At 70.6% G+C, this 20,669-nt stretch carries 23 protein-coding genes; 22 read left to right on the forward strand and 1 reads right to left on the reverse strand.

Going from position 1 to position 20,669, the window contains the following annotated elements; all coding sequences use genetic code 11:
* The first annotated feature begins 36 nt into the window (after positions 1-36).
* The 22 genes from ACZ56L_RS15580 to ACZ56L_RS15685 all read left to right on the forward strand — a co-directional run bounded on the left by ACZ56L_RS15580 (position 37) and on the right by ACZ56L_RS15685 (position 19,319).
* Positions 37-804 carry a hypothetical protein gene (locus ACZ56L_RS15580; protein ID WP_471064447.1) on the forward strand — a complete coding sequence of 256 codons (768 nt, stop codon included), beginning with the start codon at positions 37-39 and terminating at the stop codon, positions 802-804.
* Positions 805-822: 18 nt separating this feature from the next.
* The gene (locus tag ACZ56L_RS15585; protein ID WP_471064449.1) at positions 823-1,887 is read left to right on the forward strand and encodes a major capsid protein; all 1,065 of its coding nucleotides are present in this window, start codon (positions 823-825) and stop codon (positions 1,885-1,887) included.
* A 5-nt stretch (positions 1,888-1,892) separates the two neighbouring features.
* Positions 1,893-2,381: a hypothetical protein gene (locus ACZ56L_RS15590; protein ID WP_471064451.1), complete on the forward strand. Its 489-nt coding sequence runs from the start codon at positions 1,893-1,895 to the stop codon at positions 2,379-2,381.
* Positions 2,378-2,944 carry a hypothetical protein gene (locus ACZ56L_RS15595; protein ID WP_471064452.1) on the forward strand — a complete coding sequence of 189 codons (567 nt, stop codon included), beginning with the start codon at positions 2,378-2,380 and terminating at the stop codon, positions 2,942-2,944. The genes ACZ56L_RS15590 and ACZ56L_RS15595 overlap by 4 nt, the downstream gene beginning before the upstream one ends.
* A gap of 12 nt (positions 2,945-2,956) precedes the next feature.
* Positions 2,957-3,466 (forward strand): hypothetical protein, encoded by a 510-nt coding sequence (locus ACZ56L_RS15600; protein ID WP_471064454.1) that lies wholly within the window; start codon positions 2,957-2,959, stop codon positions 3,464-3,466.
* Between the two features lie 106 nt (positions 3,467-3,572).
* Entirely contained in the window at positions 3,573-4,019 is a 447-nt protein-coding gene (locus ACZ56L_RS15605; RefSeq protein ID WP_471064456.1) for a hypothetical protein, read from the forward strand.
* A gap of 22 nt (positions 4,020-4,041) precedes the next feature.
* A complete protein-coding gene (locus ACZ56L_RS15610; protein WP_471064458.1) occupies positions 4,042-6,873 on the forward strand; it encodes a hypothetical protein in 2,832 nt (943 codons plus the stop codon).
* 1 nt (position 6,874) lies between these two features.
* Positions 6,875-7,546: a hypothetical protein gene (locus tag ACZ56L_RS15615; protein WP_471064460.1), complete on the forward strand. Its 672-nt coding sequence runs from the start codon at positions 6,875-6,877 to the stop codon at positions 7,544-7,546.
* The gene (locus tag ACZ56L_RS15620) at positions 7,546-7,863 is read left to right on the forward strand and encodes a hypothetical protein (protein WP_471064462.1); all 318 of its coding nucleotides are present in this window, start codon (positions 7,546-7,548) and stop codon (positions 7,861-7,863) included. Before ACZ56L_RS15615 ends, ACZ56L_RS15620 begins: the two co-directional genes overlap by 1 nt.
* Positions 7,860-8,210 carry a hypothetical protein gene (locus ACZ56L_RS15625; RefSeq protein ID WP_471064464.1) on the forward strand — a complete coding sequence of 117 codons (351 nt, stop codon included), beginning with the start codon at positions 7,860-7,862 and terminating at the stop codon, positions 8,208-8,210. Before ACZ56L_RS15620 ends, ACZ56L_RS15625 begins: the two co-directional genes overlap by 4 nt.
* Positions 8,211-8,246: 36 nt before the next feature.
* Complete coding sequence (locus tag ACZ56L_RS15630) at positions 8,247-8,678, forward strand: minor capsid protein (RefSeq protein ID WP_471064466.1); 432 nt, start codon at positions 8,247-8,249, stop codon at positions 8,676-8,678.
* Between the two features lie 9 nt (positions 8,679-8,687).
* Positions 8,688-9,161, forward strand: a complete 474-nt coding sequence (locus ACZ56L_RS15635; protein WP_471064468.1) for a phage tail tube protein — start codon at positions 8,688-8,690, stop codon at positions 9,159-9,161.
* Positions 9,161-9,658, forward strand: a complete 498-nt coding sequence (locus tag ACZ56L_RS15640; protein ID WP_471064470.1) for a DUF7426 family protein — start codon at positions 9,161-9,163, stop codon at positions 9,656-9,658. The genes ACZ56L_RS15635 and ACZ56L_RS15640 overlap by 1 nt, the downstream gene beginning before the upstream one ends.
* Positions 9,659-9,873: 215 nt before the next feature.
* On the forward strand, positions 9,874-12,039 hold the full coding sequence (locus ACZ56L_RS15645) for a phage tail protein (RefSeq protein WP_471064472.1): 2,166 nt from the start codon (positions 9,874-9,876) through the stop codon (positions 12,037-12,039).
* A 2-nt stretch (positions 12,040-12,041) separates the two neighbouring features.
* Positions 12,042-15,830: a hypothetical protein gene (locus ACZ56L_RS15650; protein ID WP_471064474.1), complete on the forward strand. Its 3,789-nt coding sequence runs from the start codon at positions 12,042-12,044 to the stop codon at positions 15,828-15,830.
* A 10-nt stretch (positions 15,831-15,840) separates the two neighbouring features.
* Positions 15,841-16,314, forward strand: coding sequence for a hypothetical protein (locus ACZ56L_RS15655; RefSeq protein WP_471064476.1), 474 nt, complete (start codon positions 15,841-15,843; stop codon positions 16,312-16,314).
* Between the two features lie 65 nt (positions 16,315-16,379).
* Positions 16,380-16,619 (forward strand): hypothetical protein, encoded by a 240-nt coding sequence (locus tag ACZ56L_RS15660; RefSeq protein WP_471064478.1) that lies wholly within the window; start codon positions 16,380-16,382, stop codon positions 16,617-16,619.
* A complete protein-coding gene (locus ACZ56L_RS15665; RefSeq protein ID WP_471064480.1) occupies positions 16,619-17,395 on the forward strand; it encodes an N-acetylmuramoyl-L-alanine amidase in 777 nt (258 codons plus the stop codon). Before ACZ56L_RS15660 ends, ACZ56L_RS15665 begins: the two co-directional genes overlap by 1 nt.
* 10 nt (positions 17,396-17,405) lie before the next feature.
* On the forward strand, positions 17,406-17,777 hold the full coding sequence (locus ACZ56L_RS15670; RefSeq protein WP_471064482.1) for a hypothetical protein: 372 nt from the start codon (positions 17,406-17,408) through the stop codon (positions 17,775-17,777).
* Between the two features lie 24 nt (positions 17,778-17,801).
* Positions 17,802-18,215, forward strand: a complete 414-nt coding sequence (locus tag ACZ56L_RS15675) for a hypothetical protein (RefSeq protein ID WP_471064484.1) — start codon at positions 17,802-17,804, stop codon at positions 18,213-18,215.
* Entirely contained in the window at positions 18,212-18,586 is a 375-nt protein-coding gene (locus ACZ56L_RS15680; RefSeq protein ID WP_471064486.1) for a hypothetical protein, read from the forward strand. Before ACZ56L_RS15675 ends, ACZ56L_RS15680 begins: the two co-directional genes overlap by 4 nt.
* A 70-nt stretch (positions 18,587-18,656) precedes the next feature.
* Positions 18,657-19,319, forward strand: coding sequence for an HAD family hydrolase (locus ACZ56L_RS15685; RefSeq protein ID WP_471064488.1), 663 nt, complete (start codon positions 18,657-18,659; stop codon positions 19,317-19,319).
* On the opposite strand, the gene ACZ56L_RS15690 is transcribed toward ACZ56L_RS15685, so the two are convergent.
* A complete protein-coding gene (locus ACZ56L_RS15690) occupies positions 19,300-20,571 on the reverse strand; it encodes a transcriptional regulator (RefSeq protein ID WP_471064490.1) in 1,272 nt (423 codons plus the stop codon). The genes ACZ56L_RS15685 and ACZ56L_RS15690 overlap by 20 nt on opposite strands.
* Between the last annotated feature and the right edge of the window lie 98 nt (positions 20,572-20,669).

A 20,669-nucleotide genomic window follows, 5' to 3' on the forward strand; every position in this document is an offset into this window, starting at 1 on the left:
GCACGGCAGCCGGGCAACCCGAAACGGGAGACACCCATGAACGTCCCTTTCACGCACCCCCTCGCGACACACTCCCCGCTGGACGTGCTCGGCTACCGCCGCAACGGCGCACCGATTCACCCCATCGCGGGTGGCAGCGGCGAGGACGGCGGCGGATCCGAATCCGCATCCCCGTCCGGCGAGTCCGGACAGCCCGGATCCGACTCCTCCGGCAAGGCCAGTGACCAGGGCGGACAGCAGTCCGCAACGGAATCCGGGCAGTCCGGATCCGGTGCGAGCAGCGGGACGGACTGGGAGGCGAAGTACAAGGAGATCCTCGCCCACTCCCGCGAGTGGGAGAAGCGGGCCAAGGCCAACAACAGCGCGGCCACCGAGCTGGAGAAGCTGCGGGCCGCGAGCATGACCGAGCAGGAGAAGGCCGTAGCCGAGGCGGAGAAGGCAGGCCGCACGGCCGCCGCGCAGGAGGCCCAGGCCGAGATCGAGAAGCGGGACGCGCGGCTGCGCGAGCTGACCGTACGCGACGCCGTGCGCGAGCGCGCCGAGACGCACGGCGCGAAGGCCGCAGCCCTCCTCGACTCCGTCAGCTTCCGGGAGAAGATCGCCGACCTCGACCCGGCCGCGAAGTCCTTCGCTTCCGCACTCGACGACGCCATCAAGGCTGCCGTGAAGGACAACCCCGCCGTGTTCGCCGCGCAGACCGCCGGCAAGAGCGGCACCGACCTCTCCGGCGGCACCGGCGAGGACACCGCGAAGCGCCGCACCGGCTCCCTGTCCGGGGCGATCGCACACCACTACCAAACCTGACACCACCAGGAGTAACCCATGCCCGTGACGCTCGCTCAGGCGCAGCTCAACACCCAGGCGGACATCGACTTCGCCGTCATCGACAACCTCCGCCGCAACTCGTGGTTGTTCAACAACTTCGTGTGGGACGACACCGCGACCCCGGGCACGGGAGACAGCTCCCTGACCTACGGCTACACCCGGCTCCTCGCTCCGTCCGCGGCGGCGTTCCGCCGGTTCAACGAGGAATACGTCCCCAACCAGGCGTCCCGCGAGCGCAAGAGCGTGGAGCTCCACCCCCTGGGCGGCGCGTTCACGATCGACCGCAAGCTCGCCCGTCTCGGCCCGGCCGCGTCGAACGAGATCGGTTTCCAGCTCGCGCAGAAGCTCACTTCGATGCGGACCCGCTTCCAGCAGGAACTCATCCTTGGCGACACCGCTGTGGACGACGCCGGATTCGACGGCCTCGACAAGGCCCTCACCGGACAGTCCACCGAGTACCTGCCGCTGAACGAGGGCGTAGCCACCGGCTACCTGGACTGGTCTCCGGCGACGGTGAACAGCGAGGACATCGCCATGAGCGCGTTCGACGCGTTCGACGACTTCCTCTCGCGGATCATGGGCTCCCAGACCGGCTCCGGGGACACCGGTGCGGCCGGATCCATTCCGCCCGGCGTCAAAGCGATCCTCGGCAACACGAAGTCCATCGCCCGCATCAAGGCCCTGGCCCGGCGCGCATCGCAGTTCACCTCGGAGCGCGACGACTTGGGTGTCCTCGTCGAGCGCTACGGCGACTGGGCGCTCGTCGACCTCGGCGACCGTGCCGACGGTGCCGCTCCGATCATCCCCATCCGCTCCGCGGACACCGATGGTGGAGGCGCGGGCGGCGTCATCACCGGCCTGACCGACATCTACGCCGTCAGCCTCGGCCTGGACGCGTTCCACGGTGCCTCGATGGCCGGCGCCCCGCTCGTCGAGACATACCTGCCCGACTTCACCCAGCCCGGCGCCGTCAAATCCGGCGAAGTCGAGATGGGCCCGGTGGCGGCCGTCCTGCGCAACACGAAGTCCTGCGGCGTCCTGCGTAACGTGAAGGTGCGGTGATCAGCATGAACAAGTTCCGGATTGAGGCCCCCGTCCGCAGCTACACCGGGGAGGCTGTCGGCGTCTCCTTCAACAAGGGCACCGGCTACGTCGACGACTCCACCAAGGAGGGCCGCGCGGCCATCGAGTACTTCCGCCGCCAGTCCTACGGCGTCTTCCCCACCGACGAGGTCACCGAGAACCACACCCAGGCCGCGTCCGGCACGCACGCGGACGAGGCGCTGACCAACCTCGGCCACGGCGCCGCTCCCTCGGTCGGCTTCGGGCTCGGCACCGCCGACGGGCCGCCGGTCACCCCGGTCGACTTCGACCCGTCCAAGCGTGGCCAGGACGAGGTCATCGCCTACCTCGACAGCGCCGACGACAACGAGGTCCAGCGCGTGAAGGCCGCCGAGGCCGCAGGCAAGGACCGCAAGCAGATCGCCGCCTACGAGCGGAAGACCACCCCCGTGCCGCAGAGCGGCGCCACCGACGCGAAGGGACAGTCGGCATGACGCTCCTCGGCACCTTCAAGGGCAACCCCCGCAATGACCTCGGCTGGTTCAACTCCGCCGGCCGCCCCGATCCGGACGTCACCTTCCACCGGGCGAACCTACCCCGCGTGGGCCTGGACGACGTCCCGGCCGCGGCGACCGGGGTGATGTGCTCCGTCGCCCTGTACCTCCAGGACGGCGACCTCATCTCAAACCTGACGTTCCTCTCCGCAGGTACGGCCGGTGCCACCCTGACGAACCAGTTCGCCGCGCTCTACAACGGGGCCGGCGCGCTGATGGCGCAGTCGGCCGACAAGACCGCTGAGGCGTGGGCGGCGGACTCCGCCAAGACGTTCGCCCTGGCGACACCTCAGCGGATCACTCGGTCGGGGATCTACTACGCGGCGCTGTCCGTGACGGCGAGTACCGTGCCCACTCTGGTGGGGAGCACGGGCGCGAAGCCCTTCCTCACCGGGGAGAGCAACCTGGCGCAGACGTCCGGGTCGTCTCTGACCGGCACCGCTCCGGTGACCATCGCAAGCCCGGCGTTCAAGCGCCAGGTTCCGCTGGTCATCGCCACCTGACCGGAGGTCATCATGCCGCTTACCAGCAGCATCTCCATCGCCGCGAACGCCGAGCTGTCAACCGCGCTGGACCTCACTACGGGCACCGCCCCGCTGGCCGTACGCAAGGTGTCCGCCTTCGCGTCGGGCACCGGGGCGGGCAAGGCCGACAAGGTGTTCTCCGACCGGCGCACCCTGGCTGCCTCGGCCACCGAGGATCTCGACTTGGCCGGGGTGCTCCTCGATGCGTTCGGGGCCGCGATCACGTTCGCCCGGATCAAGGGCCTGTTCATCAGTGCGGCCGCCGCGAATACCAACAACGTGGTGGTGGGCGCAGCGTCGACCAACGCGTGGGCGACCATGCTCAACGCCACGGGCACCATCACCCTTCGTCCCGGTGCTTCGCTCGCCCTGGCCGCTGGGGTGGCCGACCCGACGTGCTACGGCGTCACGGCCAGTACGGGCGACCTGCTGAAGGTCACCAACAGCGCCGCCGGGTCTGCGGTCACGTACGACATCGTCATCATCGGCGCGTCCGCATAACCGCAGGCGCGCGTGCGGGGAGGCTGCGGCCTCCCCTTCTTCATGTCCGGCTCCCGGCCGCAGGAGTGCGGCCGGGGCGCGGGGCCCCTCCTGAAAGGACGCCGCGATGGCGAACATCGTCTTCAACACCGCCCTCGGGCGCATCGCCTACCTGGCGGGGCTGCCCGCCACCAACGACGCCTTGATCGCCGTCCCCATCGAGACCGCAGGCATCGTCACGGACGCGGTCATGCGGGACTACGCCGACCTCGCCGCGCTCCTCGCGGGCGCGTCGAACGAGCAGGTCACCATGGGCCGCAAGACCTTGTCCGGGGTCACCGTCACCGTCGACAACGCGAACGACCGCGTGAACATCGACGCGGCCGACATCACGTGGACGGCCGCCACCGGCAACCCGATCAGCGCGGTGGTCATCTGCTACGACCCGGACACCACCGGCGGCACCGACGCGGACCTGATCCCGATCAGCAAGCACGACGTGACGATGACCCCCGACGGGTCGGACTTCACGCTGACGATCGCGGACTTCGCGCGCGCGTCCTCCGCGACCTGACCCGACCGGCAGGAGGTGCCCGATGGCCCGGTTGTGGACGTGCGGGTTCGAGTCCCAGTCGATGACCGCCGGCGTCGAGGTGGCCATCGTGACCGGGGCGCCGACGATCTCCACCACGGTGAAACGCGCGGGCGCGGCGTCCATGCGAGTCCAGCCGACCGCGGCCAGCGCCTACTTCGAGCACCAGTTGACGGCCGGCGTCGTCATGCGGACCCTCCACCGCGTGTACCTGCGGGTGGACGCTCTTCCCAGCGCCACGGTGACGATCTACAGCATCGGCCAGAACTCGTACTTCCCTGGCCTGCTGCGGCTGACGGCCGCCGGCGCGCTCACTCTGCACGATGGGCAGACCGGGCTGGATCTCGGGACGCCCACAGCCCCGTTGACGCTCGGCCGCTGGTATCGGGTCGAGTTGGACTACGAGGACATCGCGGCCACCGCCGGGTCCCTCGTGAGCCCCTTCAAGCTGTACCTGGACGGCGTCCTTCAATCCTCGGCCACCTGCTCCAACATCAACGGGTTCTCCCGCATCCGCGCGGGCGCGTCCAGCACCGTCAGCGGCCTGGACATGTACATCGACGACATCGCCGTCAACAGCACGGCCGGCACCGTGCAGAACGATCTGCCGGGCCCCGGCAACGTGGTCCACCTGCGCCCCGACAGCGCGGGCGACAACACCGGGTGGACGACCACCGTCGGCGGCACGTCGAACTGGCAGCGGGTCAGCGAGACCACCCCGGACGACGCGACGACCTACAACTCGACCGCTGCGGCCGGGACGACGGCCATCGACGACTTCAACCTCGGCTCCACGGCAGCGGCCGGGGTGTCCGGGCAGCGGGTCACCCTCGTCGCGGTCGGCGGCCGGGTCGGCTCCACCGCGGCGACAGCGGCGAGCCTGGTCTACCGGATCAAGAGCCAGACCGCCGGGACCGTTCTGGAGTCCGCGTCGGTGTCGGTCGCCCTGAACGGGTGGGCCACCCACAAGTCGGCGGCACCGTACATTCACCAGCTCACCTCGTACACCGACCCGCAGGCGGGCGGCCCGTGGACGACGGCGCTCCTCGACACCGCGCAGATCGGCTACCGGGCGAACGTCTCCCAGGCCACGGTGCGGCGGGTATCCACGCTGTGGGCCCTGGTCGAGACAGTGCCGGTGACCACGGTCGCCCTGGGGACGGCCGTGGAGACGACGGCTGCACAGCCGCTCACCGCGTTCGTCGGCTCCCCCATCGAGACCCTCGTCGACCGGTTCGACGACGGGGTGGTCGACCCGGTGCTGTGGCCCGACGCCTACGACCCCGGCAATTTCGCGGAGGCCGGCGGCCGGGCACAGGTCGCCTGCACCACCGGCTACAACGCGCTCGCGTCCGCGGACGCGTACCGGCTGCGCGAGTCGTCGGTGCGCGTACGGGTCTACCCGCCGGCCGCCGGGGGTGCGGTCGCTGAGGCGTGGGCGCAGGTGCTTATCCAGACGGCGACGCTCGGCACGGATGCGATCTTCGAGGTGAACGCGGCGACCGGCATGTTGGTCATGGCGGCCCGCGTCGGATACGGCGACCCGGGGCAGGCCACCCTCGCGTACTCGCCCACGGACCACGCCTGGCTCCGCATCCGGGAGACCGGCGGCACCCTGTACTGGGACACCAGCGCGGACGGCCTGGCATGGGTGACCCGGCACACCGAGGCATCCCCGGCCTGGGTGGGCAACACGAACCTGCAACTCCAGTTGATCGCGCACCGCGACGGCGGCACCCCCGACGTCGCGGAGTTCAACGACCTCAACGCCACTCCCGGTACGGCGGCCGCGCTGACCACGGTCGTGGAGACCGACACGGGGCGCCCGCTCGGCCGGGCCAAGACGCGCGCGCTGGCCCGCGGTACGGAGACGGACACAGCGCAGCCGCTCGGCCGTGGCAAGCGGAAGGCGCTCGCGCCAGCAACGGAGATGGAGACCGCGCGCCCGCTCGGGCGGGTGAAGCGGCGGACGGCCGAGACCTCGACCGTGGTCGACGCCGGGCAGCCGCTGCTCCGCCGGAAGTCGAAAGCCGTTCTCCCTGCGGCGGAGGCGGAGGCGGCGCGGCCACTCGGCCGGGTCAAGGCGCGCCTGCTGGGCCTCAGCGTGGAAGTCGCCGCCGCGCAGCCGTTCACCGCGGCCACCGTGCGCCCGGCGGACACGGCGCCCGAGACGGACACCGCGCGCCCGCTCGGCAGGGCCAAGCGGCGCTCCCTCACCACCGCAGAGGAGACAGCACAGGCGCGCCCGCTGTCCGCCACGTCGTCGACGGACATACCGCGAGCGGACGAGACCAGCAGCGCGCGCCTACTCGGGCGCGCGAAGCGGGCCAACCTCGCCCTCGCCCCAGTCGTCGATGAAGCCCTGGGGCTCGGCCGGGCCAAGGTGCGGCCGCTCGGTACAGCCGCTGACACAACAGCAGCACTGCCGCTCGGCCGTCGCAGGGCACGCCCCCTGCCGACCGCACAGGAGACGGCGGCCGGCCAGCCGCTCGTGGGGGCGTCCGCGCAGCAGCTCGGTACAGCAGCCGAGACGAGCACCGCTCTCCTCCTCGAAGGCAGCGCGGCCGACACCCTCGTCCCGGCGGCGTCGGTCGAGACGGCCCGCCCGCTCGGGAGGGTGCGCCGGCAACTCCTCGGCACGGCCGTGGAGATCAGCGCCGCACGGATCGGCCCGTACGCCCGCCTCGGCCCGGCGGTCGAGACCAGCACGGCCTTGGCCTTGGTCGGAGTGCGGCAGCGTCCCGCCGATCACCTCGTGGCGTCCACCACGGGCCCGCGGCTCACGCTCGGCACCGCCGGGCCCACCCTCACCACCCGTACGACGGACGGAGGCTGACATGCCCGATGCCGGTGACCGGGTCACCGCGACCCTCGGCGTCGACCCGTACGACGCCACCACGGCGGCGACGCTCACGGTGTACGCGCCGGACGGTACGGCGTCGATGCCGGTAGTCACGACGGCCGACGGCGGGGCGACGTGGTCGGCGCCGGTGGTGTACACGGTGGCCGGGGTGTGGACGCTCGCCTGGGCGGTGACCGGGACCGGGGCGTCCGTGGAAGGGCAGCAGGTCGCAGTCGGTCCGGCACCGGGCCCGCGCGCGGGCGGGCGCTCGTACGCCACCAGCACCCAGCTAGCGAACTACCTGCACAAGGCTCCGCCGCTGGACGCGGACCGGCTCCTGGAGCGGGCCACAACCCTCCTCGATTCGCAGGTGCTGCGCGGCGCCTGGTACGCCGTCGACGACGCGGCCCGCCCCACGAATCCGACAGTCGCCGCGGCGTTCGCAGAGGCGACGTGCGCGGTGGTCGAGTACTGGGGCGAGGTCGGTGAGGACGCCGACACCACGGGCCCGGTGCAGAACGTCAGCATCGGGTCGGTGTCGCTCCAGTACGGGGCAGGCGCGGACCGGTCCGGGCCCACCTACGTACCCGAGCGCGTCTACCGGGCGCTCGCGGCGCTGCTGCACAAGGACTTCCACTACACCGTTACGACCGGCTGGAGTTGCTGATGGGTGCCATGCCGCGCCGCTTCATGCGACACCAGGTGACCATCGAACCGCTGCTGGGGCAAGGGCCGTACGGGCCCCAGTACGGGCCCCCGGTGGTGGTGCGCTGCTTCCTCGACGAGCAGACCCGGATGGTGCGCAGCCCCGGCGGCGAACAGATCACCTCGTCCTCGACTGCCTACGCCCCGCTGGGGGCCCATGCCCCGCCGGGGTCGCGCGTCAGCCTCCCCGACGGCCGCCAGACCACCGTCATCGCAGCCCTGCGGCGGGATGGCAGCGGGCTTCCGACCCCTGATCACCTGGAGGTGCAGCTCAAGTGACGCAGTACACGCGCATGTCCTGGCAGGGCGATCGACTATGGGGCTCACGCGGGCGCCGGCTCGCGTCCGAGGGTCTCCAGCGGGCGCTGGAGCACACTCTGGGCGAGGCCAAGAAGTTGATCCCGCTGGAGGAGGGGACGCTGGAGCGCTCCGGCCGAGTCGACATCGACGGCCTCAACGGGGCGATCAGCTTCGACACCGTCTACGCCGTCCGCCAGCACGAAGAACTGACCTGGAAGCACCTGCCCGGCCGGACGGCGAAGTACCTGGAACGGCCCATGAACAGCGAGCGGGACGTGATGCTCCAGCTCATGGCTGTGGGCCTGCGTCGCTGGCTCCGCGGCTGATCATCTGCCCGCCCCTTCTCGTCTCGGAGGTGACCGGTGGGCTACACCAACGACCTCATCGGCGGCCTCGCCCAGCTCCTCGCGGACGCAGGCCTCGGCACCTACCGGCCGTCGGGGATCTACACCCCGGCCGAGACCGGCATCACCGTCTCCGTCCTCCCCGACACCCCCGACCGGGCCATGTGCCTGACGGCCTACCCGGTCGAGGACGGCGACCTCTCCGACGCGGTCACCGGCATCCAGATCCGCATGCGCGCCGGCCGTGACCCACGCGCCGTCACCGACCTCGCGGACGGTGTCTTCGACCTGCTCCACAACCGGCAGTCCCTCAGCCTCGGCGGCGTCTGGGTGGCGCTGCTGTGGCGGCAGTCGCAGGACCTGATGGGCCAGGACGCGCACGGGCGCATGGAGCTGGCCGCCAACTACTACGCGCGGGTCAGCAGGCCCGCGTCTCACCTGTACGAATAGGAGGTCGTCATGTCGACGCCTACCCCTGTCACTGCGCTCGCGCGCCGCTGGCGCATTGAACTCAACATGGCCACCTACGAGGCACCAGACTGGCAGTTGTGGCCTGCGATCACCGAGTTCTCCTGGACGGCCGACCCCAACCACGAGGAGAGCACCACCTACGACACCGATGGGTGGAAGGAGAACACGAAGACCGGCCAGGAGTGGGAGGTCGAAGCAACGTTCAACCGCAAGGTCTCGAAGGACAGCACCTCGTACAGCCCGGTACACGAGGCCGTCCGGCTGGCCGCCTTCGCGTACGGCGACGCCTCGGAGGTCGACGTCCGCTTCTTCGACAGGAACGGCCTGCCGGAGGCGTACCGGGGCCGGGCCCTGCCGAAGTGGGAGCCGCAGGGCGGTGAGTCGACCGACCTCGACCAGGTGCAGGTGACGCTCGTCGGCACGGGCCCGCTCACCCCGATCACGAACCCGGTGACCCCCTGATGGCGGGCAACTTCAAGGTCCTGGACGAGTTCCTCGGCGACTCCCTCGACCTGCCCGTGCGCTGTGTGGACGGGCAGATCCGTACCTTCCACATCCCCCCGTGCTCCGCCGAGGATGGCCTCCGCGTTGAGAAGCTCATGGAAACCGGACTACGGATGGCGGCCTCCGGAGCCGAGCCGGACGCCGAAGTTCTCGATGACGCTGCGGAGATGGACCTCTACCGAGTAGCCCTCGGGACCGCATACGAAGAGGCCGTGCAGCACCTCGCGTGGCCCCGCCTGCGCCATGTCGCCCTCACCGCAGTGATCTGGATCTCCCAGGGGCTGCCCGCCGCCGAGGCGTTCTGGGAGGCGGACGGGGACCCTCAGCAGGCCCCGAACAGGGCGGAGCGCCGCAGCTCATCCCGTGCGGCGAAATCGACCCCGTCACGGGGCTCGCAGAGTGGTACGAGTACCCCGCGGGCTACCAGTCGCGCCCGCAGGGCCGCTCGGACCTGACGTGGTCGGCGCTGCTGGAGCAGTGGGGGCTCATCGAGACGGACCTCCACGAGACGTACGGAATCGACGTCGACAGCGGCATCCTCCGCGCCCGCTCCTGGCGGTGGCTGCGGCTGCGCATCCTCGGCCTGCTGAGCTCGGACACCCGGCTCAGCCGGCACTTCGCACCACCTGACAACTCCACAGCGCGCTAGCGAGACCCGAGGGGGTGCACCATGGCCCTCAACTTGGGGGAGCTCGTCGCCGTCATCCGTGCCGAGGACGGCGGGTGGAGTGCGGGCGTCGGCGCTGCCCGCGCGCAGATGGCCGACCTCCAGCGCACGACCAGCAGCCGGCTGAGCGACATCAGCGCTGCGTTCTTCCAGGCGGGCCGCCTGGCCCGGCGGGCGTACGGCGACAACATCGCCGAAGGTGCGCGCGCCGCCGGCGCTGGTCTCCTCGTGGCGGGGAAGGCGGGGTTGGCGCTCGGAGCGGGCGTCCCCGCCGCCGCCGCGATGACGACGGCGCTCGGTGGTCTCGCCGCCGGTGCGGTGGGCGCGGGTATCGCGGTGAAGGCTTTCACCGCGGCGGTGAAACCGCAGATGGAAGACGTCGCCTCAGCGACGGAGGCGGCGGAGGCAGCCGACGACGCGCACGAGAAGGTCCTCCTCAAGAAGGAGATGGCCTCCAAGCTGGCGGCCAAGGGCGGGAAGGCGTACAAGCAGGCGCTGACCGAAGTCGCCGCCGCGTCGAAGGCCGCGAAGGAGGCCGACGCGGCGGCCGAGGCGCAGATGGCGGGGCTGCCGCCGGCGACGCAGGCTACGGCGAAGGCGTTCGCGGGGCTGAAGGGCGCGTACAAGGACTGGTCGGACGGCCTGTCGGACACGACAATGCCGGTCCTCACCGACGGGTTGACGCTCCTGCGGTCGCTGCTCCCGTCGCTGACTCCGTTCGTCCAGGCGGCGGCGGGCGCGTTCAAGCAGTTCATCGGCGACATCCAGGCCGGGGTGGACGGCGGCGGGATCCAGGCGTGGGCCGAGACCATGGCTGCCGGCGCTGGCAAGGCCCTCTATTCCTTTCTCACGGTCATCAAGAACCTGGCCGTCGGGTTCGGGGGGCTCCTCGCCGCGTTCGCCCCGGCGTCGGCGGGAGTCACGGGCGGCCTCGTCTCGATGACCGGGGCGTTCGCCGCCTGGGGCACGAGCCTCAAGGGCAGTACCGGATTCGGGCAGTTCATGGAGCTGGCCCGGCAGGGCGGGGCCACTCTCGGGACGCTCGCGCGTGCGGCGCTGTCGGTGATCGTGGCGCTGGCGCCGCTGATCGGTATCACGACGATGCTCGCCCTCAAACTGGCGGAGATCGTCAACGCGTTGCCTCCGGGGGTCGTGAACGGCCTGGCGCAGGCCATCGCGGCGATCGTCATCGGCATGAAGCTCTGGGCGTTGTACGGGGCGGTCGTCGCCGGTGCCACGAAGATCTGGGCAGCGGCTCAGTGGCTCCTGAACAGCGCCTTCTTGGCCAGCCCGATCACGTGGATCGTGATTGCCATCGCCGCCGTGATCGCGGTGATTGTACTGATTGCCACCAAAACGAATTGGTTTCAAACCCTTTGGTCTACCGTCTGGGGTGCGATCACCGCAGCTACGAAGTGGGCAGTCGATGGGGTGCTCGCGGCGATCGAATGGCTGGGCCAGCTCCCTGGCAAGATCGGCGGCTGGGTGGGTGACGCGAAGGACTGGCTCGTCCGAAAGTTCGTCGAGATGGTCGTCTGGGTGGCGGGGTTGCCCGGCCGGATCTGGGGCGCGATCTCCGGCCTGGGAGCCACGCTGTGGCGGGCGGCGAGCACCGCGTTCGAGCGGTTCAAGATCGCGGCCATCACGAAGGCCGCCCAGTTCATCATCTGGGCGCACGGCATCCCCGGCCGCATCGTGAAGGCCCTCGGGAACCTAGGCTCGCTCCTCTACAACAAGGGCATGGACATCGTCCGCGGCCTGTGGAACGGCATCAAGTCGATGGGCGGCTGGCTGAAGGACACCCTGATGGGCTGGGCCCGCAACCTGATCCCCGGCCCGATCGCGAAGGCGCTCGGCATCGCCTCCCCGTCCAAGGTCATGGCGCGCGAAGTCGGCCGGTGGATTCCCGCCGGCGTGGTGTCCGGCATCGAGTCCGGACAGTCCGCAGTGGACCGGACCATGGCCGGACTGGTGTCCCCCGGGTCCGCTCAGATCGGCATCACCGCAGGTGGAACCCGATCCGGATCGTCCGGATCGGCGTCCGGATCGCAATCCGTCACCGTCCGTATCGAGGTGGCCGGGCCCGAAGCGGTCAAGAAGATCATCCGAACGATCGTCGCCAACGACGGCCGGGGCGACGTCCAGACCGCATTCGGCAGGAGGGGGTAACCGTGGCGTTCCCGACCGACCCGCTCGGCACCCGCATCGAAATGCAGGTGGGCGACACCTGGACGGACATCACGTCCGATGTGCTGCTCCGGGACGTCATCACGCACGACCGCGGGCGCCCGGACCAGGGCGCCCGTACGGACCCGGCGAAGTGCACGATGACGCTGAACAACCTCGACGGGAAGTACAGCCCGAGGAACCCGTTGTCGCCGTACTACGGGCTCATCGGCCGCAACACCCCGCTCCGGGTGAGCGTCCCCGGGCCCGAGTCGTACCTCCAGCTCGACGGGTCGCTCGTCGCAGCGGCCACCACACCTGATGCCGCCGCCCTCGACATCACCGGGGACCTCGACATCCGGGCGGAAGTGACCTTCGACTGGGACCAGTCGGGGGTGCGGTACATCGCGTACAAGTGGGACAGCATCGGCAATCAGCGCAGCTACCTGCTGCTCGCGAACGGCCGCTTCCTACAGTTCCAGTGGTCCACGAACGGCATCACGAACTATTTCGTGAACACGGGCATGCCGTCCCTGCCCCGCCGCGCGGCCGTACGGGTCACCCTAGACGTCGACAACGGGGCGGGCGGGCTCACGGCGCGCTTCTACTGGGCCCACAGCCTGGACGGGCCCTGGACCCTGATCAGCACCTTCTCCGCAGCAGGCGTGACCTCCATCCACGCGGGCACGGCCCCTCTCCAGATGATCGGGTTCGACGGGCAGATGCACCGCATGGAGCTCCGCTCCGGGATCGACGGCACCGTGGTCGCCAACCCTGACCTGCGCCCGCTGACCCCCGGTGCCACGGCGTTCACGGACGCCGCCGGCCGCGCGTGGAGCGTCACGGCGCCGGCCGAGATCACCAACCGCAGCGTCCGCGTTCTGGGCGAGGTGTCGGCATGGCCGCCGCGCTGGACCACGTCCGGCAAGTCGGCGTGGGTGCCGGTCACCGCGTCCGGGATCCTGCGCCGGTACGGACAGGGCAAGAAGCCGCTCGACAGCACCCTCCGGCGCCGCGTCCCGTCCGGTAACCCGACGGCGTACTGGCCGCTGGAGGAGGCACGGAACGCCACCCAGGCGTACTCGCCGATCGCCGGCGTACTGCCGCTTCGGATCAGCGGGGTGGAGTTCGGGGCGGAGGACTCGCTCCTCGGCTCCGCCGCCCTCCCGAAAGCGGGGGCGGCCGCAGCGTTCTCCGGCCGGGTGCCCGGCTCGGGCACCGGCTGGCACGTGGAGATGGCCTACCGGCTCACCGCCCTGCCCGCCGCCCAGCAGGAGATGCTCCGCGTACAGGTCACCGGCGCCGGGATGGCGTGGGCCGTCCTCAAGGTCGGGACCGGCGGCATCCGGGTGGAGATCCGCGACGCCGACGACCAAATCTTGCAGTTCGCCAACTACGCCGACCCCGCCGCGCTGGCGTATTTCACCGCCGGGTGGAACCGAGTCCAGTTCTACACCGCCATGGATGGCGCCACCATGAACCTGGTCGCCGCCTGGCGCGACGTCGTCACCGGGGCCTGGGCCTACGTCCGCGCCACCTACACCGGGGCGCAGGGCCGCGCCGTCGGGGTCAGCGCAGCCTGGGGCGCGTGGGCCGACGGCCTCGTTTTCGGGCACCTCGGCGTGTGGACCGGTGTCACCGGAACCGCCACCCCGCTCCCACCACGGCCTGGGGTGACCATCTACGACGGGGCCGACGACGGTTACCAGGGCGAGACCGCTCTGAACCGGTTGGAGCGACTTGCCTGGGAGGAGGCCTTGCCGCTGCGCGTCTACGACGGGGACACGACCATCTCGTCTGAGCGACTGGGCCCGCAGCGCCCTGCGACCATCCTGGAGCTGCTGGAAGAGTGCGCCGAGTCGGACGGCGGTGTCCTGTACGAGGAACGCGACCGGCTCGGACTGCGCTACCGGGACCGGGCCAGCCTCTACGGGCAGACGCCCGCCCTGGTCCTGGACTACACGGAGCGGGAGGTCGCCCCGCCGCTGGAGCCGGTGGAGGACGACTCCCGCCTGCGCAACGACATCACCGTCACCCGCGAGGGCGGAAGCGCTGCCCGGGTGGTGCTGGAGTCGGGGCCGCTGTCCGTGCAGCCGCCGCCCGACGGTGTGGGGCTGTACGACGAGTCGGTGACCCTGTCGCTGTACGAGGACGAGCAGGCCGCCCAGCAGGCGGCGTGGCGGCTCTACCTGGGCACCGTGGAGGGGGTCCGGGTCCCGACGGTGCACGTCCAACTGCACGCCGTTCCGCACCTGATCCCGGCCGTCCTCGCCTTGGACGTCGGGGACCTGGTGCGGATCATCCACGCGCCCATGTGGGTGGGCGGCGGCACCTTGGACCTGATCGTGGAGGGCTACCGGGAGGAGATCGGCGTCCGCACCTGGGACGTCGTGCTCACTTGCTCGCCGGGCGCGCCGTGGACGGTGGGCGAGGTCGACAACCCGACCGTGGGCCGGGCGGACACCGACGGAAGCGTGCTCGCGGCGCCGGTGACGGCTTCAGCGACGAGCCTGCCGGTGGCCGTCACGGTCGGCCCCCAATGGGTGCAGGCGTCGCCGCCCGTGTCCGCCAACGCGGGTTTCGAGGAGGACCTGGCGGGGTGGAGCGGTGACGGCGGCACCCTGACGCGGGTACGGACACCGCTGCCGTCGCCAACGACGGGCGAGTGGTCGGGGCAGCTCGTACCGAACGGCGTGGCGCAGTACCCGAACATCGCGTCCGTGCAGATCCCTGTCACGTCGGGCCAGTCGTACGTCATCTCCGGGTGGCTTCGGTGTGCACGATCCCGGACGGTGGCCTTGAACCTGAACTGGTTCTCCGCCGGGTCGGTTTACCTGTCGACGTCCTCGAATGATGTCGCCGTCACAGCGTTCACCTGGACGTGGTTCGAGCTCACAGCGACCGCGCCCGTAGGCGCCGTGTCCGGCAACCTCGCAGCGACCGTGCCGAACTTCCCACCGTCAACGGACATTCTGTGGGCGGATCACCTCACCCTCCGGCCGGCGCTCCCGGGCGGCATGCCGGTCGAACTGCCGGTGGACGTCCTTGTCGGCGGGGAGGTGGTGGACGCGGCGGGGATCGAGCCGTGGAACTGGGACGTGTTCGGCCGGACAGCGACCGGCACGTGGGGGACGTCGCTCTCCGGGCGGGCCTGGACGGAGACCGGCGGGGTGGCGGCGGACCGGTCCGTGGACGGCGCGCGCGGGGTGATCGCTCTGCCCGCGAACCCGGGAACGGTGCGGTTCCAGGTCACCGACGGCGACCTCGGGGACTGCGAGGTCCGCGTACGGATGTCCGTCTCCGCGGTCGCTACGGGGGCGTCGATGATCCCTGCGGTGCTCCTGCGGTACGTCAACGGCACGACGTACTACCGGGCCCGCGTTCATTTCGGCCTCGCGGGGGCGATGTCCGCGTCCGTCTCCCGGGACACCACCCAGGTCGGCGGCACGCAGAGCCTGCCGTACACGTACACCGCGGGCGACGAGTTCGAAGTGCGTGTGGTGCTGGCCGGCCACCAGATCCAGATGCGGGTCTGGCCGGTGGGTACGGCGGAGCCGCTGGTGTGGCATCTGACGGAGACCATCGTGGCGAACACCATTCCGGCCGGCGCTGTCGGGCTGACCGGGTCCGCGTTCGCGGGCATCACCAACGTCAACCCGTCGCTGCGGTACGACCAGTTCGAGGTCGTCTCGCCGCAGCGGTTCACCGTGGCTCGCTCGGCGAACGGCATCGTCAAGGCCCATTCCGCGGGCACGGACGTGCGTCTCGCGCAGCCCTCGATCACCGCACTCTGAGGAGGCATCTGTGGCGTACGCGCCGTGGCTGGCCGGGCAGCGCATCACCGCGCAGCGGCTGGCCGATATCAGCGGGGTGTGGACCCCGTACGCGCCGGCGTGGACGGGGCTGACGGCCCTGGGGGCGTCCGTCTCGACGGGCCGGTGGGCTCGTATCGGCGACACCATCGAGGTGATCGCGTGCCTCGCGTATGGGACGGGCAGCACCCTGGGCACGGGGTCGATCTCGGCGTCGCTGCCGGTGACCAGTTCCGCGGGCGCCCTCGCGCCGGGCGGCTGGCAGGGGACGGGCCGGTTCAGCCCCGGTGACGGCAGCGCGTGGCGGGCGATGATGTGCATCATCCAGCCCAGCTCGACGTTGCTCGGGGCGTTCATCATCCGCCAGAGCGACATGGCCCTGGCGGGCCCGGGCGCCAACCCGCCCGCGTACTCGTGGGCTGCTGGCGCGTCGATCCGTCTCCAGATCACCTACGAAGCCGCCTGACCCACCCTTACCTCTTCCCGCCCCGAGCCGATCCGGCCGGGGCGTTCGTCATGTCTGGAGGCACCATGTCCGATCACCCGTCTGTAGGACGGATCGTCCATTACGTCAGCTACGGCACACCCGGCGGCGAGTACAGCTCGCAGTGTCGGGCCGCCGTGATCACCGCTGTGCACGGGCCGTTCCTCGTGGATCTCGCGGTGCTTAACCCGGAGGGCATGTTTTTCAACCGCGAGGTGACCAATGGTGAGCCCAAGGGCGACGGCTCGTACGAGGGCGGCTCCTGGCACTGGCCGGAGCGCGTCTGATGGCCGCTCCCTTGTCCTTCGCGCGTTTCGTCGCAGCACTACGCGCCGAGGGCCTCACCGTGCGCGTGGTCGGCGACGCCGAGCACCACACCCGCACCGCGTCCGGCCGCCCGTGGGGGCCGGTGAACGGGGTGATGATCCACCACACCGTCACGAAGCGGCCGACCGACCCGGTGGCGATGTGCCGCACCGGGTACACCGGGCTGCAAGGCCCGCTGTGCCACGGCGTCATCACGAAGGACGGCGTCGTTCACGTCGTCGGGTACGGGCGCACCAACCACGCCGGCGGTGGGGATCCTCGCGTGCTCGCTCGGGTGATCGCGGAGGACTACGGCGGCCGGCCGCCCGCGCCGACCAAGGGCAACGCGGATGGTGTCGACGGCAACGCCCGCTTCTACGGGTTCGAGTGCGAGAACCTCGGCGACGGCCGGGACCCGTGGCCAGCGGTTCAGGTCGAGGCGATGGAGCGTGCCGCGGCTGCGGTGTGCCGGGCGCACGGGTGGTCGGCCCGGTCGGTGATCGGGCACCGGGAGTGGTCGGACGACAAGGTCGACCCGCGCGGCAAGCCCTTCGAGGACTTGGCGGATTTCCGGGAGAACGTCGCCGACCGGCTGAAGGGCCGCCCGTCCGCGCCGAGTACGTACACGGTGCGCTCCAACGACACTCTCGGCGCGATCGCGCGACGGTACGGCACGACCGTGCAGGCGCTCGTCGCGCTCAACAAGATCAAGGACCCGGACGTCATCACGCCGGGCCAGACCATCAAGCTGAAGTGAGGACGCCCCGATGAAGATCTTCGGCCGCGAACCCGTCGTCATCCTGGCGTTCATCGCCATCACCCTGAAGCTCGGCGCCGCCTACGGTCTCGACCTCTCGGTCGAACTCCAGACCGCGGTCATGGTGGCCCTCGCCTGCATCGTCGCCGTGGCAGAGGCGTTCATCCTCCGCACTGGTGCCGCGTTCGCGGCGCTCGTGAACCTCGGCCATGCCGGCGTCGCGCTCTACCTGGCGCTCGGCCGGGACATGTCTGTCGAGCAGCAGACTCTGTGGGCAATCGCCATCGAGGGCGCGATCGCCCTGTTCGTCGTCCGCCCGCAGGTCACTGCGCCGATTGCTCACCTGCGCATCGAGCAGTCGAGCGTGGTGAAGGCGGCCTGAGTGCTGCGCCTGGCGGTCCGGCGGATGCACGCAACGGTGGGCCGCCGGGGCGCCGCACTGATCATCCTCGGCCTGGCGAAAATCAGCTTCGGCCTCGGGTACGCGCTTCAGCCGGACCCCCACCCAGTCGGGCTGGGACTGCTGACCAGGTGGGCGGACATCCGCTGCTGGTCCTCGGTATGGATCATCTGCGGGACCATCACGTTCGGATGCGCGTGGCTCCGCATCGGCCGCGACGGGTGGGGGTTCGTCGCAGCCCTGATCCCCCCGTTCGTATGGGGCGCCGCCTTCGCGTGGGGCGCGTTCATCGGGGAGTACCCGCGCGGCCTGGCCATCGCGGCCTGGTACGCGATCGGCCACGTCGTACTCATCCTGTGGATCTCCACGGTGCCCGAGCACTCCGTGCCGCACCTCGCGCGGAGGGAGCGCCGTAGATGACAGGTGGATGGGGCATAGCGGCAGGCATCATCGGCTCCGTGCTCGGGGCGGTCGCGCTGCTCGGCGCCGGGCTGTTCGCGGCGCGGGCGACGAAGGCCGCGGCCCGCACCACGGCGGAGGCTCAGCGGATGACCGCGGCGGTGGCTGCGGAGCCTGCTCAGCGGCAGGCGGATCTGGCGTCGTTCCGGGAGATCCGGGAGAACCTGGAGCGGCGGGTAGATCACGCCGATCGGCGAATCGACAGCCTGACCTCGCTCGTGCGGTCATTCAGCTGGTACGTGGCTCAGCTCACCGGGCAGATGCGGGAGCACAGGATCGAGCCGCCGGCGCCGCCTGACCGGGTGGACGAGTACAACCGCACTGGAGTCTGACGTTCCCCCTCTCGCCTTCGGGCGGGAGGGGGCTTTCGTCATGTCCGGGCCCCGGCCTATCCTTCCGATCATGATTCGCGCAGTGGTCTTCGACGTCGGTGAGTGCCTGGTCGACGAGACGCGGGAGTACGGCACATGGGCCGACTGGCTCGGCGTTCCCCGGCACACGTTCGCGGCGATGTTCGGCGCGGTCATCGCGCAGGGCCGGGACTACCGGGAGACCTTCCAAGAGTTTCAGCCCGGGTTCGACCTGTACGAGCAGCGTCAGGCCCGTGCGGATGCCGGGCAACCGGAACACTTCGACGAGTCCGACCTGTACCCGGACGTGCGCCCTGCGCTGGCAGCGCTGCGCGAAGCGGGCCTGTGGCTCGGCATCGCCGGGAATCAGACCGTTCGTGCCGGCGGCATCCTCCGGGACCTGTTCACCGAGGACGTGGACCTGATCGGCACCTCGGACGACTGGGGCGCGTCCAAGCCGGATCCGCTCTTCTTCGAACGCGTCGCCGAGGTCGTCCCGTTCGCCCCGGAGGAGATCCTCTACGTGGGCGACCGCGTCGACAACGACCTCCGCCCGGCCGTCGCCGCAGGCATGCCGACCGCGCTCGTCCACCGGGGCCCGTGGGCCACGATCCAGTGGAACACCGACGAGGCGAAGAGGCTGCCGACGTTCCGCGTCGACAGCCTCACCGAACTCCCCGATCTGGTCGCCAAGTTCAACGCTGAAGCGCACTGACGGTTGCCCGCCACCCGTGCATCGCGTCGTCCAGTTCGACGACGCACGGGTGGTCGCTCCACGGCTGAAGGGTGTTCCGTACGTCGCGAACCCGGTTCATCCCGGTCGCGTACCAGGTGACGGAGAGCTGCCCCAGGGCCTGCTTCGCCCAGTCGCACGCGGCCTCGATTTCCCGCTCCCCCGCGGATGCTGCGGCGAGGTCTCCGAGGATCACGGCGCGCTGCTTGCCCGCGTCCGGCGGGAGATCGTGGAGCACCTCGACGAGCGTCTGCCGCGCCTGCGCGAACATCCCCGCCTTGAGCTGGGTGTTGCCCTTGAACGCGGCCAAGCGGGCGGGGCTGAACCAGTCCATCCACTCGGGCGACCGGTGCTCGCTCTCCGCGGCGAGGATCGTCTCCGCGTGGTCGATCAAGGCCAGAGCCGTGCGCGGGTGCCCGCACCTCGTCTCGCACTCCGCCTCGACGGCATCGAGCCAGGCCAGGAACTCGTTCGACGGGCATCCGCGACGGGCGTAGGAGCGCGCCGCTCTCATCCGCTCCTGCGCCGTGGGACGGTCGCCAGCCCACCCGGGGATGAACGCGGTGTGGGCGAGGATCGCTGACCCGAGAAGCGTGTCGTCCGCCTCAGCGGCAGCCTGGAGCGCGCGGACGTAGGTGTCGCCCGCGGCGTCCGGGTTCTGGAGGTCGAAGAACTCGATGCGTCCGGCCATCAGGCCGGACTCGGCGAGGGCGCGTGCGAGGGTGATGCGCGCGCGGCCGGCGGTCTCCGACATCAGGGCCGTGCCCAGCCTCGTGTGCTCGACGGCGGTGGGGTGCATCTGGGTGGGCTGCACGGTCCAGTAGAGACGCCGGTGGCTGGCGGTGATGAGGGCGTAGTCCGCAGCGACGCTGTCTGGCTGGAATCCTCCAGCTCCGCTGGGGAGAGGAAGTGGGGCCGGGCCAATTCCGCCGACGACGGGCAGCGAACCGCGAGGGATGTCCTCCGAGGAGGCTGCTCCCCATGCGGGGCTGAAGCCGAGGTCTGCCATGCTCGTGCTGCCCAGCACGTGTTGTAGGACGCGCTGGTAGTGGGCCTGTGGCCACGGTGGCTTTTCGGATTCCCAGCGGCGTACCTGTCGGAGGCTGATCTCCAGGTGGCCGAGGCCAAGTCGCGGGCCTGCCGCGTTGAGTGCGTCGACAAGCGCCTGCTGGGTGGCGTACCCGGCGGCGACGCGGGCGGCCTTCAGCGCGGTGTTGCCGTTGGGGCGGGGCATGCAGACCTCCAGGTAGCTCCTACCTCCACGGTAGATGCCAACCCGGGTGAAGGTAAGGCCCTTTGAAGTCCTATAGACGTCCTCTTTACGGCCTTCAA

Source organism: Streptomyces sp. NPDC039736 (assembly GCF_055596485.1).